We start from the raw sequence: 15,448 nt of genomic DNA, 5'->3' as shown, positions 1-15,448 counted from the left end.
CGGGCAGGATCAGGTCATGGAGCTCTCCGACGTCGTCGCCACCTCCCGGTCCGTCGCCGCCACGTCGTCACGCACCGCCAAGGTCGAGGCGCTGGCCGCCTGCCTGCGACGCGCGGCCGACGACGGCCCCGACGTCGTCGAGATCGTCACCGCCCACCTGTCGGGCGTGCTGCCGCAGCGCCGCATCGGCGTGAGCTGGCGCGGGCTGCAGGACCTGCCCGAACCGGCGGAGTCCTCGAGCCTGACCGTCGAGGAGGTCGACGCCTCCGCCACCGCGATCGCGGCCATCGGGGGTTCCGGCTCCGGCACCGCCCGCTCGGCCGCGGTGCGCGAGCTCTTCGCCCGCGCCACCGCCGACGAGCAGACCTGGCTGCGTGGCCTCATCACCGGCGAAACGCGCCAGGGCGCCGGCGACGGGGTCATGCTCCAGGCCGTCGCCAAGGCGGCCGACGTCCCCGACGCCGCCGTGCGTCGGGCGGTCATGCTCGCCGGCTTCGCCGGCCCGGTGGCCCGCGCGGCCCTGACCGGCGGGGCCGAGGCCCTCGAGGCCCTCACCCTCGAGGTCGGCCGGCCGCTGCGGCCGATGCTCGCCGGGTCGGCTCCCGACGTCGCCGCTGCCTTGGCCACGCTGGGTGGGGAGGTCGTCGTCGAGACCAAGCTCGACGGCATACGCCTGCAGGCGCACGTCGACAACCGCACGAGCCCGGGGAGGGTGCACCTCTTCACCCGCACGCTCGAGGAGGTGACCGACCGGATGCCGGAGATCACCGAGGCGCTCGCAGCGCTCGACGTCGAGACGCTCGTGCTCGACGGCGAGGTCATCGCGCTCGGCGATGGTGGCCGGCCCCAACCCTTCCAGGTCACCGGCGCCCGCACGGCGAGCAGCGCCGACGTCGACCGGCTCCGCGACGAGGTGCCGCTGACGCCGTTCTTCTTCGACGTGCTCCACCTCGACGGCGCCGACCTGCTCGACGAGCCGGCGCGCGTGCGCTGGGAGCGGCTGGCACGCACCGTGCCGCCCGCGTGGCTCGTGCCGCGCACGAGCACCGACGACCCCGCGCAGGCGCAGGAGTTCTTCGCCGACCTCGTCGCGGCCGGGCACGAGGGCGTCGTCGTCAAGGACCCCGCGCTGCCGTATGCCGCCGGGCGGCGCGGACCCGGGTGGGTCAAGGTCAAGCCCCGGCACACCCTCGACCTCGTCGTGCTGGCCGTCGAGTGGGGCAGCGGTCGACGCAAGGGGTGGCTGTCCAACATCCACCTCGGCGCGCGCGACGCCGAGACCGGTGGGCTCGTCATGCTGGGCAAGACCTTCAAGGGGATGACCGACGAGATGCTCGCCTGGCAGACCGAGCGCTTCCGCGAGCTCGCGGTGGACCCGGCCGACGAGAGCGGCTGGGTCGTCACCCTGAGGCCCGAGCAGGTCGTCGAGATCGCCTTCGACGGGGTGCAGAGGTCGACGCGCTACCCCGGCGGCATGGCGCTGCGCTTCGCCCGGGTGCTGCGCTACCGCGACGACAAGCCGGTCTCCGAGATCGACACCGTGCAGACCGTGAGGTCGCTCGCCGGCTGGTGACCCCCTGCCTCCTCGGCGATGCCCACCGGACGGGACGTCGCCATCTGTTGCCTACGCCCCGGTACGTAGGTAAGTTCCGCCCAGAAGGCAGATTGCGTCATTTCTTCACATCTTCCGGAGGCACCATGACCATGTCCGATCTCTCGCGCCGCTCCGTCATCGCCGGTGGGCTCGCCGCGGCGGCGGCCGGTGCCGCGGCCGGCAGCGCCCGCGCCGCGTCGACCTCATCCCCCGCGGCCGTGGCCGGCGAGAACGGCTGGGTCACCTCGACGATGGCCCGGATGACGCTGGAGGAGAAGGTCGGTCAGCTCTTCATCCAGAACGTCTACGGCAAGGACGCCACGACGCCGGACGACCGCAACCTCCCGCTCTACGGGGTCGCGAGCCCGGCCGAGGTCGTGCAGAAGTACCACCTCGGCGGCATCATCTACTTCGCCTGGACCGACAGCGTGCAGAACCCCGACCAGATCGTCGGCCTGTCCAACGGCCTGCAGAAGGCGGCGCTGACCCAGCGGAGCAAGGTGGCCATCCCGCTCCAGATCGCGACCGACCAGGAGCAGGGCGTCGTCACCCGCATCGGCCCGCCGGCCACGCAGTTCCCGGGTTCGATGGCCCTCGGCGCGGGCCGCAGCGCCGCGGACGCCCGCACCGCCGCTGCGATCACCGGCCGTGAGCTGCTCGCCATGGGCGTCAACACGAACTTCGCGCCCGACTGCGACGTCAACGTCAACCCGCTCAACCCGGTCATCGGCACGCGGTCCTTCTCCTCACGGCCCGACCTGGCAGCGCAGCTGGCCGCCGCCCAGGTCGCCGGCTACCAGCGCGACGGCGGGGTGGCGTCGTCGGGCAAGCACTTCCCCGGTCACGGCGACACGGCCACCGACAGCCACGTCGCCTTCCCGGTCATCACGCACACCCGGGAGCAGTGGGAGTCGATCGACGCCCCGCCCTTCAAGGCCGCGATCAACGAGCAGATCGACATGATCATGACGGCGCACCTGTCGTTCCCGGCGCTCGACGACTCCGGCAACCCCGCGACGCTGAGCAAGCCGATCATGACCGGCGTCCTGCGCGGCGAGCTCGGCTACGAGGGCGTCATCGTCACCGACTCCCTGGCCATGCAGGGCGTCCGTGACCTCTACGGCGACGCCGAGGTGGCGGTCCGTGCCCTGCTCGCCGGCGTCGACCAGCTGCTCATGACGCCCGCGATGGACGACGCTTATGCCGCCGTCGTCCAGGCCGTCCGCAGCGGCCGCATCGACCCTTCCGAGCTCGACGCCAAGGTGCGCCGGGTCCTGCGCCTCAAGTACCGCCGCGGCATCGTGGCGCGCCCGTACGCCGACCCGGCTGCCGTGGCCGCCGTCGTCGGCACCCCGGCGCACCTCGCGGCGGCCGACTCCGTCACCGACCGCACGACGACGCTCGTCAAGAACGACGCCAAGGCCCTGCCGATCGCCCCGAACGGCAAGAAGGTTCTCGTCACCGGCTACGGCGTCTCGACGACCGCGACGCTGGCGGCCGCCCTGACAGCAAAGGGCGCGACGGTCCAGACGATCCAGACCGGCACGTCACCGACCGACGCGCAGGTGGCGGCCGCCGTGGCCGCGACCGCCGACAAGGACGTCGTCGTCGTCACGACGATGAAGGCGTGGGACCCGAGCGTCACCGACCCGCGCGGAGGCCAGCAGAAGCTCGTCAAGCAGCTTCTCGCCACCGGCAGGACCGTCGTCGTCGTCGCCGTGCGCGACCCCTACGACATCGCCTACTTCACGAGCGCACCGACCTACGTCGCCACGTACTCCTACAGCCCGGTCGCCATCGAGGCGGCAGCCCGGGTCATCGTCGGCGACGTCGCGCCGACCGCCTCCCTGCCCGTCGACATCCCGGTGGCCGGCGACCCGGCCACGGTGCTCTACCCGTTCGGACACGGCCTCACCTACTGACACCGCCACGACAGGGAGTGACCCGATGACCCACCTCAACCGCAGGCAGCTGCTCACCGCCGGTGCCCTCGGCGCCGTCGCCGTCCCCGCCACGGCGGCCGGCTCCGTTGCAGCGCAGGCCGGCCCGACGGCATACGCCAGCAACTACCCCAACAACCCCGTGACCACGGGCGCCCAGAGCGCGGCCGCGAACGGGTGGTCCGCCCTGTCGGGGCAGAAGGTCGGGATCATCACGAACCCGACCGGCATCCTCACCAACCTGCGCACCGTCGTCGACGAGATGCACGAGTCGGGCGCCGTCGACATCGTCGGGGTCTTCGGCCCCGAGCACGGCTTCCGCGGCACCGCGCAGGCCGGCGACTCGGAGGGCAACCACACCGACCCGCGCACCGGCCTCATGGTCTACGACGCCTACGGTGCCAACACGGAGAAGATGACGAGCCTCTTCCGGACGGCAGGGGTCGAGACGGTCGTCTTCGACATCCAGGACGTCGGCGCGCGCTTCTACACCTACATCTGGACGATGTACACGGCGATGCGCGCGGCCGTCGCGGTCGGCGCCCGGTTCGTCGTCCTCGATCGCCCGAACCCCATCGGGGGCAAGGCGATCGGACCGATGATGACGACCCCGTGGACCTCCGGCGTCGGCGCCAAGGAGATCGTCCAGGCGCACGGCATGACGGTCGGCGAGCTGGCGCGCTACTTCGACGGCGAGTTCCTCACCGCCGACGCCGGCGCGCGCCTCGCCGAGCTCACGGTCATCGAGGTGAAGGGCTGGCGCCGTGACGTGCCGTATGCCGTCACCGGACTCCCGTGGGTCATGCCGAGTCCCAACATGCCGACTCCCGACACCGCGCTCGTCTACCCGGGCACGGGGATGTTCGAGGGGACCAACCTCTCGGAGGGACGCGGGACGACCCGCCCGTTCGAGCTCGTCGGGGCGCCGTTCGTCGACTTCACGTGGGCCGAACGCCTTGCCGCGCTCGAACTTCCGGGCGTCGGCTTCCGTGAGGCCTACTTCTCGCCGACGTTCAGCAAGCACACCGGCAAGGTCTGCGGCGGCGTGCAGGTGCACGTCACCGACCCGTCGACGTTCGACCCGATGCGGGCCGCCGTCGAGATGCTCGTCACGGCCAGGGCGCTCTACACCGACTTCGCGTGGCGCTACGACTCCTACGACCCTGCGCGGCCGTACTGGATCGACAAGCTGACCGGCTCGCAGCGGCTGCGCACCCAGATCTCGGCCGGCGCCTCGGCCGACGAGGTCGTCGGGGCCTGGCGTGACGAGCTCGCGGCCTTCGACGCCCGTCGGCAGCAGTACCTCCTCTACCGCGGCCCCTCGCACTGACCGCCACCGGCCCTTCGACGCCTGACAACCTGTTGCACGATCTAGGAGTGACATGCGCCTGCGCACCCTCGTCCCTGCCGCTCTCGGCGCTCTCGCCCTGGCGGGCAGCCTCGTGACGGTCGGACCGGCCAACCGCGCCACGGCCGACGACTTCAGCAAGCCCGACCGCGGCTTCGCCCCGCCCAACACCGTGCTGTCCGACGCGAGCCCGGCGTCGGTCGGGCTCGACCCTGCACCGATCGCGGAGTCGGTGGCGCAGATCCACGCGCACGAGCAGGCCGACGCCAGCGGGCACCCGCTCTTCGCGGGCGCCGTCGGGATCATGGGCCACGAGGGACGCATCGTCGAGCGCGACGCGAGCGGCTGGGCGCTGCGCTACGCCGACGCCACGACCGAGCTCCCCCGCGACCAGTGGGAGCCGATGCGCGACGACACGGTCTTCGACCTCGCCTCGATGTCCAAGCTCTTCACCTCGATCGCCGTCGTCCAGCTCGTCGAGGAGGGGCGCGTCTCCCTCGAGAGCCCGGTGGCGGCATACCTCCCCGCGTTCGCGGCCAACGGCAAGGAGGCGGTGACGGTGCGCCAGCTGCTGACGCACACCTCCGGCTTCACCTCGTGGCTGCCGCTCTGGAGCAGGTGGCCCGACAAGGCGTCGCGGATCCAGGCCGTCATGGACCAGCCGCTGACCAACGCCCCCGGGTCGACCTACCTCTACAGCGACCTCAACCTCATCACCCTCGGCGTCATGGTCGAGAAGCTGCGGGGCGAGCCGCTCGACACCGTCGTCCGGGACCGCATCACCGCGCCGCTCGGGATGAAGGACACCGGCTACAACCCGACCGACAAGGCTCGGACGGCCGCGACGGAGTACCAGACCTCCCCGCCGCGCGGCCTGGTGCGCGGCGAGGTCCACGACGAGAACGCCTGGTCGCTGGGCGGTGTCGCCGGACACGCCGGGGTCTTCTCCACCGTCGACGACCTCGCGATCCTGTCGCAGGCGCTGCTCAACGGCGGCACCTACCGCGGCGCGCGCATCCTCGGCCGCAAGAGCGTCGAGGCGCTCATCACGAACTTCAACAGCGCCTTCCCCGGCGACGCGCACGGGCTCGGCTTCGAGCTCGACCAGCGGTGGTACATGGACGCCCTGTCGGGGCCGCGCACCGCAGGCCACACCGGCTACACGGGCACCTCGATCGTCATCGACTTCACCTCGCGGTCGTTCGCGATCCTGCTCACCAACCGCGTGCACCCGTCGCGCACCTGGGGCTCGGTCAACGTCGCGCGGCGGGAGTGGGCGCACGGCCTCGCCGCCTCCATGGGCATCCGTCCGCGCCACGGGGACACGGCCTGGTTCACCGGCGGCGACAACGCCACGACGACGACGCTGAGGACCCCGACGCTGCCCGTGGGGCCGCGGGGAGCACGGCTGGGCTTCGACCTCTTCCTCGACACCGAGGAGACCGACCTGCTGCACCTCGAGCGCTCCACCGACGGCGGGGCCACCTGGACCGCGCTGCCCTTCACGGTCACCGACCGCGGTCAGTCCGAGACGTCCGACGGGGTCGTCTCCGGCGCCGGCACCCGGCGCTGGGTCCAGGTGCGCGCCGACCTGCCGGCCGGGCCGGCGCAGCTGCGGTGGCGGCACACGACCGACGGCGCCTACCTCGGCCGCGGCGTGGCCGTCGACGACGTCGTCGTCCAGGGCCCCGGTGGTGTCCTCCTCGACGGCGAGCAGACACCCGACGCCTTCACCCCGGATGGCTGGCGCCTGTCCGGCCGTGACGCCGTAGCGTAGGCCCATGCCCAGGACTGAGGACGGGGCCTCGTCCCCCGCAGGCGCCGCGAGCGCATCGCTGCTCATCCGCCTGCGGGGCATCAAGCCCTCGCTGTCACCCGCGGAGGACCGTGTCGCCGACATCGTCCTCGCCGACGCACGCCGCGCCGCCGGGCTCACCATCAGCGAGCTCGCGACGGCGGCCCGCACGTCCGAGACGACGGTGCTGCGGTTCTGCCGGCGGCTCGGGCTTCCGGGCTACCCACAGCTGCGCCTGGCCCTCGCCGAGGAGTCGGCCCAGCCGCGCACCATGAGCCGCAGCGGCACCGACATCAGTGCGAGCGACTCCATCGACGACATCATCGCCAAGGTCGCCTTCACCGACGCGAGCGCCGTCGAGGAGACCGCCCAGCAGCTCGACCGCGAGGCCCTCGCCGAGGCCGCCGCCGCGATCGCCAAGGCGGGTCGCGTCGACATCTACGGGATCGGCGCGAGCGCCATCGTCGGCACCGACCTCCAGCAGAAGCTGCACCGCATCGGCATCGTCGCCTTCGCCTGGAACGATCCGCACATCGCCCTGACGAGCGCCACCCTGCTCGGTCCCGGTGACGTCGCCGTCGGCATCTCCCACTCGGGCACGACGACCGAGACGATCGAGGCGCTCGCCGCGGCCCGGTCGACCGGTGCACGGACCGTCGCCATCACGAACTTCCCCCTCTCGCGCCTCGCGTCGGGCGTCGACTTCCTGCTGACCACGGCAGCCCGCGAGACGAGCCTGCGCTCGGGCGCCACGGCGAGCCGGATCGCCGCGCTCACCGTCATCGACTGCCTCTACATCGCCGTCGCGCAGCGCAACCTGCGCCGGGTCCGCAAGGCCGTGGCGGACACGCGCGAGGCTGTCGCCGGACACCACGTGACCGACTGACCCGTGGACGGGCCGGACGACGCGGGCACTGGAGCCGAGCGGGCGGCACCGTGATGGGAATGTTACTCATTTACAGCATTGACGCCCCGGGCGTAGGAAACTAACCTCGCTCGGGTGAGCAGCGAGGTGACCGTGGACGCCCCCACCGAGGAGCGCCATCCGGGGACGACGTCCATCGACACGCACACCTCGCTCGACATCCTCCGGGCCCTCAACGCCGAGGACGCCACCGTCGCGGGGGCGGTGGGCGCGATCCTGCCCGAGCTGGCCCAGCTCGTCGACCGCGCCGTCGACGCGGTCCGCGCCGGGGGCGCCGTGCACTACTTCGGGGCCGGCACCTCGGGACGCCTCGCGGTCCTCGACGCGGCCGAGCTGCGCCCGACCTTCAACGCGCCGGCGGGACTCGTCGTCGCCCACCACGCCGGCGGGCCGGCCGCGCTGCTCCGGGCCGTCGAGAACGTCGAGGACGACATCGACCTCGGCTGCGCCGAGGCGGACGGCCTGGCGCCCGGCGACATCGCCATCGGCCTCACCGCGTCGGGGCGCACGCCGTACGTCGCCGGCGCCCTGGCGCGGGCCCGGGAGCTGGGTGCCGTCACCGCGCTCGTCACGGCCAACCCGCACGCCGAGGTCGCGGCGCACGCGGACATCCTCCTCGCCGTGCGCACGGGCCCCGAGGCCCTGACCGGGTCGACCCGTCTCAAGGCCGGCACCGCCCAGAAGCTCGTCCTCAACTCGTTCTCGACCGCCCTGATGATCCGGCTCGGTCGCACGTGGAGCAACCTCATGGTCGACGTCGTCGCGACGAACGCCAAGCTGCGCGCGCGGGTGCTGCGGATCCTGCAGGAGGCCACCGGCGCCGACACCGAGCAGGCCCGGGTGGCCCTCGACGACGCCGGCGGCGAGCTCAAGCCGGCCCTGCTCTCGATGCTCGCAGGCGTCGACGCCGGTCGGGCCCGCGACGCCATCGCCGCCCACGACGGCTCCGTCGCCCGAGCCCTGGCCGCGCTCGACGGACCGGTCCCCCAGGCCGGCCCGTTGCCCACCCCCTGACACACCCGCCCCGGCACGACCCCGGCACGAGCCCCACCACGAGCCCCACCCCCACCCACCTGCCGACCCCAGGCACCGCGCAGAACCCGACAGGAGCACCACCATGACGTTCGACTCCCGCCCTCCCGGCTCGTCCCGACGCGCCCGCCGCACGGTCCTGACGATCGCGGCGCTCTCCGGCGCCCTGCTCGTGACCGCCTGCTCGCCCTCCTCGTCGGGGTCCACGGGCGCCGGGGCCGGGGGTGACGGCAAGGTCACCCTCACGGTGTGGTCGTGGCGCGTGGAGGACGAGGCGGCATACAAGAAGATCTTCGACACCTACGAGAAGGCCCACCCCACCGTCAACGTCGACTTCAAGGCGTTCAAGGCGACCGAGTACAACAAGATCCTCGCGACCGGCCTCGCCGGCTCGAGCGGCCCCGACGTGCCGCAGGTGCGCTCCTACGGTCAGCTGCAGGGCACCGTCGCCAGCAAGTCGCTGCTGCCGCTCGACGGCAAGGTCGACCTGTCGGGCTGGGACGAGAACGTCGTCGCGAGCGCCAAGGGCAAGGAGGACGGCAAGACCTACTCCGTGCCGCTCGCCCGCCAGACGGTGCAGATGTTCTACAACCAGGGACTCTTCGACAAGTTCGGCATCACCGCACCGACGACCTGGGAACAGTTCATCGCCGGCAACGACAAGCTCATGGCCGCGGGCGTCACGCCGATCGCCGTCGGCGCCAAGGACGACTGGACGCTCCCGATCGTCCACGAGGTGCTCGCCGGCTCCCGCTTCGGCGGCAAGGCGTTCCAGCCCGAGGTGCTCGCGGGCAAGAAGTCCTTCACCGACCCCGACTGGGTGGCCTCGGTCAAGGTCGTCGGCGACCTCGAGAAGTACATGCCCAAGAACGTCACCGGCGTCGCCCAGACCGACGCGCAGACGCTCTTCTCCGCCGAGAAGGCCGCGATGATCCCGGGCGGCAGCTTCGACCTGTCGGTCCTGCAGAAGGCCAACCCCGGCATGAAGATCGGCATCTTCCAGGTGCCGCCGGCCCCGGGCTCGCCGAGCGGCTCGAGCGCGACGACGGCAGGATGGGCCGATGGCAACTTCGCGGTCTCGGCCAGGTCGAAGCACCCCAACGAGGCCACGGAGCTCGTGAAGTGGATGACCTCCAAGGAGTTCGGCCAGATGGTGAACGACGACATCAAGCAGATCTCGGCCGTGCCCGGTGTCGAGCCGACCGACCCGCTGCTCAAGCAGATGAGCGACAACTACACCAACTCCGGCTCGCCCTACCTGCTGCTCACCGACTTCCGCTACGGCGCGCCGTCGGGCACCGACCTGCTCGGCAAGGGCCTGCAGCAGATGCTGCTCGGCTCGAAGGATGCCACCGGCGTGAGCCAGGACCTCGACACCGGCGTCAAGGCCTGGTTCAAGCCGAGCGCCTGACGCTCGACCCGAAAGGCACAGCATGAGGCGCCGCACCGGCCTGGTCTTCGTCGCGCCGGCGCTCGCGCTCTTCGCGGTCTTCGTGCTCTACCCGATGGTGACGGCGTTCTCCTACGCCTTCTTCCACTGGCAGGGCACGAGCCGCGGCGGGTTCGCGGGCGTCGAGAACTTCGCGACGCTCTTCACCAGGGCCCCCTTCACGACGGACCTGCCGCAGGCCCTGCTGCACAACGTGCTCTTCTTCGTCGGCACGATGCTCATCCAGAACACCTTCGGGCTGACGATCGCCTACCTGCTCTACAGCCGACCGCGCAGCCGGCGGGTGCTGCAGACGCTCTACGCGATGCCCTACCTCGTGAGCCCCATCGTCATCGGCTACCTCTGGACGCTGCTGCTGTCGCCGACGTTCGGCCCGGTCAACACCCTGCTGACGCGCATCGGGCTCGACTCGTGGGCCCTCCCGTGGCTCGGCGACCCGAAGACGGCCCTCTGGGTCGTCATCCTCGTCAGCGTGTGGCAGTGGATCGGCTTCCCGGTGCTGCTCTACGGCGCAGCGCTCGGCGGGGTGCCGGAGGAGCTGACCGAGGCCGCCCGCGTCGACGGAGCGACCAACCGGCAGGCGTTCTTCAAGATCACCCTGCCGCTCCTCGTCCCCGCCATCGGCACGGTGTCGGTGCTGACGTTCATCTTCGCGATGGAGGCCTTCGCCCTGCCCTACGCGTTCGGCGGGTCGACCGGAAACCCTGCGGGCTCGACGGACTTCGTCTCGCTGCTCTTCTACCGGACGGCGTTCGACTCGGGCGCGACCGACGCCATCGGCAGCTCCTCGGCCCTGGCGACGCTGCTCTTCCTCATCATCTTCGGCGGTGCCTACGCCGCCACGTCCGTGCTGCGCCGTCACGAGCGGAGGATCACCGCATGACCACCGCCGTCGTCACCACCGAGGCGCCCACGGAACGCGCCGTCGCCCCTCCCGCGCGGCCCGCCCGACGGGGTCGCCCTCCCCGGGCCCACCGTCCCGTCGGCGGCGCCGGTGCCAGCGTGCTCCTGTGGGGGTATGCCGCCCTGGCGCTCGTGCCGCTGCTGCTCATGCTGAGCAACAGCTTCCGCTCGAACGCCGACCTCATCACCGACCCGCTCGGGCTGCCCGCTCCGCCGACCACGGCGAGCTACGTCGAGGCGTGGACGACGGGCAACGTCGCGACGTACTTCGGCAACTCGCTCGCGGTCACCGTCGGCGCGGTGGCGATCTCGACGACGGTCGCCACGATGGCGGCGTACGCCCTGGCCCGCGGCCGGTCGCGGATCTTCCGCTGGCTCGAGTCGCTCTTCCTGTCCGGCCTCATGCTGCCGATCCACCTGGCGATCCTGCCGATCTTCTACCTCTTCGACGGCCTCGGGCTCATCGACTCCCGGCTCGGGCTCATGCTCATGTATGCCGCGTCGGGCATCCCCTTCTCGATCTTCGTCCTCACGACGTTCTTCCGGCAGCTGCCCGAGGAGCTCGAGGAGGCGGCCGCCCTCGACGGCGCGAGCAGCTGGCAGACGTTCTGGCGCATCATGGTGCCGCTCGTGCGACCCGCCCTCGCGACCGTCGCGGTGTTCCGCTTCGTGCCGATCTGGAACGACTTCCTCTTCCCGCTCGTGCTCCTGCGCCGCGAGGAGAAGTACACGCTGCCGGTCGGCCTCACGAACTTCTTCGGCGAGAACGCGACGAACTACTCCGCCGTCTTCGCCGGCCTCGTCATCACGACGATCCCGCTCATCGTGCTCTTCCTCGTCGCGACCAAGCAGATCGTCGCCGGCCTGACCGCGGGCATGGCCAAGTGACCGGGTCTCCCGCGTGACGGGCACCGTGGTCGCCGTCGACGTCGGGGGCTCGGGCCTGCGTCTGCAGACGTGTGCCGTCCGGCCCGGCGCGGTGCTCACCGCGCCCGGCGTGCGTGTCGGGGCGGGCGGCATCGACGTGGCAGCCCTCGTGGCGGACGCCCGGGCGCTCCTCGCCAGCCGTGCCGCCGGGGGCGAGGGCGAGGGCGAGGGCGCAGACCGCGGCGGACGTGGGGGTCGCGACGCCGAATCCGGCCCTGGGGCAGCGGCGCCCGAGGTCGTCGTGTGGTCCATGCGCGGCCTGCTCTTCCTCGCCGACCGCACCGAGGTGCTGCGCATCGTGGCAGCAGGCCTCGGCGGTCGGCGCACCGTCGTCGTCAGCGACGCGGTCGCGAACCTCGTCGGCGCGACCGGCCGCGTCGGCCCGGGCGCCGTCGTCGCCGCCGGCACGGGTGCGGTCGCCTTCGGCACCGACTTCGACCGGCAGTGGCGGCGCGTCGACGGGTGGGGACACGTGCTCGGCGACGCCGGGTCCGCAGCCGCGCTCGGGACGGCCGGGCTGCGGGCGGCGCTGCGCGCTCACGACGGCCTCGCCGACGGCTCGCCGACCCTGCTCGGCCTCGCCGTCGACCTGCTCGGCCCACCGGAGCTGTGGCCACGCCAGGTCATGACGACCCCGGACGCCCCCGAACGGCTGGCTGCCGTCGCGCCGCTCGTCTCCGCCGCCGCCGACACCGACCCGGTGGCGCTCGCCCTGTGCGTGCGGGCCGGCACGGACCTCGGCGAGTCGCTGCTCCGGGCGGCCGACGGGCTCGAGGCGCCCCACCTCGCCGCAACCGGGGGCCTGCTCGCGGCCGCTCCGGTCGCCGACGCCCTCGACCGACGCCTGGCCCTGGCCGGCGCGCACCGCTCCCCCGCCCACGGCGGCGCGCTCGACGGCGCCCTGCACCTCGCTCGGCAGCTGCGCGACACGGGCGCCATCCCCGAGCACCCGGCATACCTCGTCTCCTGTTGAGCGGCGCCCACGGCGTGACCAGAGGGGTGGTTGGTGCCAAAGGGAGCCATGAGGCACACCGGGGCGGTACCGTCACTGGTGGCAATGTCCGGTTTGTGCTGCGGTTACGGATCCACCGCTCACCGAACGACTGCCCTGACGCTCGAGAGGTTCTGACATGACCGCTTCCTGGTGCCGGATCACGGCCCTCGTGGGTGCTGCGGCACTCGGTCTCGGCGGCGCCTCCGGCGCATCGGCGGACCCCCTCGTCGCCCCCGCAGGCCCAGGCCCGGGCGTCACGACCACCCAACCCGCCGCAGGCGCCCCCGGAGGCGCCCCCGCGGGCGGTGCAGCGCCGGCCGCTCCCGCCGCACCGGGCGCCTCCTCCGCACCCGTCGGCACCCGACCCGTCGACTACCGGGGCGTCCACCTCACCGTGCCCTCGGACTGGAAGATCGTCGATCTCGACGCCGACCCCACCCGCTGCGTGCGTCTCGACGTCAAGGCCGTCTACCTCGGACAGCCGGGCAGCCAGCAGGACTGCCCCGCACACCTCGTCGGGCGGACCGACACCCTGTGGCTGCACCCGGGCGCCGACCGCTCCCGGGCCGCCTCGCTCGCGACCACCGCGAGCCCGACGACCGTCGGCCGGCTCGCGGCCCACACCGGGTCCGATCCCGCCTCGCGCACCAAGGTCGCCCGCTTCACGGCGCAGGACGTCCAGGTCGACGCCACCTGGGGCTCTCGTGAGTCGACGATCGACGACGTCCTCGCCACGGCGACGACCAGCTCGACGACCAGCTCGGCGACCCCCTCGGCGACCCCCTCGACGGCCAGCTCGACGGCCCCTTCGAAGCAGACCGGCGCAGCCGCGACGTCGTCCAGCACGTCCGGCGCTCCCTCCTTCGCTCCCGCCGTGTCGACGACCGGCCGAGCCTCGATCAGCACGACCGCCACCACGACCGCCACCACGACGGCGGTCCCGGCCGCTGCGTCCGGGCCCCGCACCTTCACCGGCATGGGCTTCGACGCCTGCGCCGCTCCCAGCGTGTCGACCATGCAGTCGTGGCTCTCCTCGCCCTACCGCGCCGCCGGCATCTACATCGGCGGCTCCATGCGGGCCTGCCCCGACGGCAACCTCTCCGCGAGCTGGGTCAGCCAGGTCAGCTCGATGGGTTGGGGCCTGCTGCCCATCTACGTCGGGCTGCAGGCGCCGTGCGTCAACCAGACCGGCCTCGCCGCCATCAACCCGAGCCAGGCTGCCGCGCAGGGCAAGGCCGCCGCCGCCGACGCGGCCGGGCGTGCGGCCGTCTTCGGGCTGGGGTCGGGCTCGCCGATCTACTACGACATGGAGGCCTACGGCTCGGGCAGCTCGTGCAGGTCGACGGTCCTGACCTTCCTCACCGCCTGGACCCAGGAGCTGCACGCCCGCGGCTACACCTCCGGCGCCTACGGCAGCACCGGCTCACTCATGGTCGACCTGTCCAACGCGGTCGGCACCGCGGGCTTCACGGCGCCCGACAACGTGTGGTTCGCCAACTGGAACGGCCTGCAGACCCTCTCCGACTCGGCGAGCTACCCGTCGTTCCCTGACGGCTACTGGGCCAACGGGCAGCGGGTGCACCAGTACAGCACCGGCAGCGAGACCTGGGGCGGGGTCAACATCTCGATCGACGCCAACTGGGTGGGCGGCCGCGTCACGGGCAACCCCGTGCCGATCAACTACGGCGCCGACGTCGTCGGACCCGGCGGCCCGTCCTTCCTCTTCACGGGCAACATGTACTACTGGAAGCCGAACCAGGGCCAGGGGCTCCAGGGCCGCGCCTACTACACGTACACGACCTACTCCAAGGACGGCAGCGTCGAGGAGAACGGCGCCACCTGGTCGCCCAGCCTCTCGACCGGGCTGTATGCCGTGAGCGCCTTCGTCCCAGCCACGTCGGCAACGGCCACCACGAGGTATGCCGTCACCGACGCGAACGGGACGACGACGCGCTCCCTCGACCAGTCGACCCTCTCGGGCTGGTCCGGGCTCGGCACCTACCTCTCGCGCGGCGGCTCGTCCGTCCGGGTCCACGCGAGCGACAGCAGCACGAGCTCGACGACCACCCAGGTCGGCGTCGACGCGATGCGGTTCTCGCTGGTCGCCACGGCGCCGTCGGCGCCGACGTCGGTCTCCGCCGTCCCCGACAACGGCCGGGCCACCGTGAGCTGGACCGGGGCGACGGCCAACGGGAGTCCCGTCACGAGCTACACCGTGACGGCCTCTCCCTCCGGAGCGAGGACGACGGTGTCGGGGTCCGCCACCTCGGCGACGATCACCGGCCTCGCGAACGAGACGGCCTACACCTTCACGGTCACGGCGACGAATGCCGTGGGCACCGGACCGGCGTCGACGCCGACGACCGCCGTCCGGCCCTCGTCCTTCGCGCACATCCTCCCCGTGACGCCCACCCGGATCCTCGACACCCGGTATGGCACGACGACCAACCCGGTCCGCACCGCCCTGGCGGCCGGGGCGTCGCTCACCGTCAAGGTGGCCGGTGCCGCCGGCTCCCCCGTCCCGGCCGGCGCCACCGCGG

General features: G+C 72.4%; 11 protein-coding genes. All 11 read left to right on the top strand.

The genetic code is table 11. The features are described from left to right. Positions 1–16 precede the first annotated feature (16 nt). Positions 17–1,573, top strand: coding sequence for an ATP-dependent DNA ligase (locus TAE01_RS16400; protein ID WP_147067889.1), 1,557 nt, complete (start codon positions 17–19; stop codon positions 1,571–1,573). Positions 1,574–1,698: 125 nt separating this feature from the next. Continuing rightward, complete coding sequence (locus TAE01_RS16395) at positions 1,699–3,516, top strand: glycoside hydrolase family 3 protein (RefSeq protein ID WP_147067888.1); 1,818 nt, start codon at positions 1,699–1,701, stop codon at positions 3,514–3,516. Between the two features lie 25 nt (positions 3,517–3,541). Beyond that, the gene (locus tag TAE01_RS16390) at positions 3,542–4,864 is read left to right on the top strand and encodes an exo-beta-N-acetylmuramidase NamZ family protein (protein ID WP_147067887.1); all 1,323 of its coding nucleotides are present in this window, start codon (positions 3,542–3,544) and stop codon (positions 4,862–4,864) included. A gap of 52 nt (positions 4,865–4,916) precedes the next feature. Beyond that, a complete protein-coding gene (locus TAE01_RS16385) occupies positions 4,917–6,659 on the top strand; it encodes a serine hydrolase domain-containing protein (RefSeq protein WP_147067886.1) in 1,743 nt (580 codons plus the stop codon). A gap of 4 nt (positions 6,660–6,663) precedes the next feature. Continuing rightward, the gene (locus tag TAE01_RS16380; RefSeq protein WP_147067885.1) at positions 6,664–7,563 is read left to right on the top strand and encodes a MurR/RpiR family transcriptional regulator; all 900 of its coding nucleotides are present in this window, start codon (positions 6,664–6,666) and stop codon (positions 7,561–7,563) included. Positions 7,564–7,677: 114 nt separating this feature from the next. Further along, the gene (locus tag TAE01_RS16375; RefSeq protein ID WP_147067884.1) at positions 7,678–8,616 is read left to right on the top strand and encodes an N-acetylmuramic acid 6-phosphate etherase; all 939 of its coding nucleotides are present in this window, start codon (positions 7,678–7,680) and stop codon (positions 8,614–8,616) included. A gap of 103 nt (positions 8,617–8,719) precedes the next feature. Next, positions 8,720–10,045 carry an ABC transporter substrate-binding protein gene (locus tag TAE01_RS16370; RefSeq protein WP_147067883.1) on the top strand — a complete coding sequence of 442 codons (1,326 nt, stop codon included), beginning with the start codon at positions 8,720–8,722 and terminating at the stop codon, positions 10,043–10,045. Positions 10,046–10,067: 22 nt separating this feature from the next. Continuing rightward, positions 10,068–10,967, top strand: a complete 900-nt coding sequence (locus TAE01_RS16365) for a carbohydrate ABC transporter permease (RefSeq protein WP_147067882.1) — start codon at positions 10,068–10,070, stop codon at positions 10,965–10,967. Next, positions 10,964–11,875 carry a carbohydrate ABC transporter permease gene (locus TAE01_RS16360; protein WP_147067881.1) on the top strand — a complete coding sequence of 304 codons (912 nt, stop codon included), beginning with the start codon at positions 10,964–10,966 and terminating at the stop codon, positions 11,873–11,875. Before TAE01_RS16365 ends, TAE01_RS16360 begins: the two co-directional genes overlap by 4 nt. A gap of 13 nt (positions 11,876–11,888) precedes the next feature. After that, complete coding sequence (locus tag TAE01_RS16355) at positions 11,889–12,887, top strand: BadF/BadG/BcrA/BcrD ATPase family protein (protein ID WP_147067880.1); 999 nt, start codon at positions 11,889–11,891, stop codon at positions 12,885–12,887. 157 nt (positions 12,888–13,044) lie between these two features. After that, positions 13,045–15,448 (top strand): glycoside hydrolase domain-containing protein (locus TAE01_RS16350; RefSeq protein WP_147067879.1); only part of this gene is annotated, 2,404 nt, incomplete at its 3' end.

The organism is Terrabacter aerolatus (assembly GCF_007991735.1).
Lineage (GTDB): Bacteria > Actinomycetota > Actinomycetes > Actinomycetales > Dermatophilaceae > Terrabacter > Terrabacter aerolatus.
Note: the sequence above shows the minus strand (reverse complement) of the source record. Positions and strands in the feature narration are given on the sequence as shown.

Coding starts and splice junctions, on each gene's coding strand:
- TAE01_RS16400 (WP_147067889.1), top strand. CDS start 17: ATGGAGCTCTCCGACGTCGTCGCCACCTCCCGGTCCGTCGCCGCCACG.
- TAE01_RS16395 (WP_147067888.1), top strand. CDS start 1,699: ATGACCATGTCCGATCTCTCGCGCCGCTCCGTCATCGCCGGTGGGCTC.
- TAE01_RS16390 (WP_147067887.1), top strand. CDS start 3,542: ATGACCCACCTCAACCGCAGGCAGCTGCTCACCGCCGGTGCCCTCGGC.
- TAE01_RS16385 (WP_147067886.1), top strand. CDS start 4,917: ATGCGCCTGCGCACCCTCGTCCCTGCCGCTCTCGGCGCTCTCGCCCTG.
- TAE01_RS16380 (WP_147067885.1), top strand. CDS start 6,664: ATGCCCAGGACTGAGGACGGGGCCTCGTCCCCCGCAGGCGCCGCGAGC.
- TAE01_RS16370 (WP_147067883.1), top strand. CDS start 8,720: ATGACGTTCGACTCCCGCCCTCCCGGCTCGTCCCGACGCGCCCGCCGC.
- TAE01_RS16365 (WP_147067882.1), top strand. CDS start 10,068: ATGAGGCGCCGCACCGGCCTGGTCTTCGTCGCGCCGGCGCTCGCGCTC.
- TAE01_RS16360 (WP_147067881.1), top strand. CDS start 10,964: ATGACCACCGCCGTCGTCACCACCGAGGCGCCCACGGAACGCGCCGTC.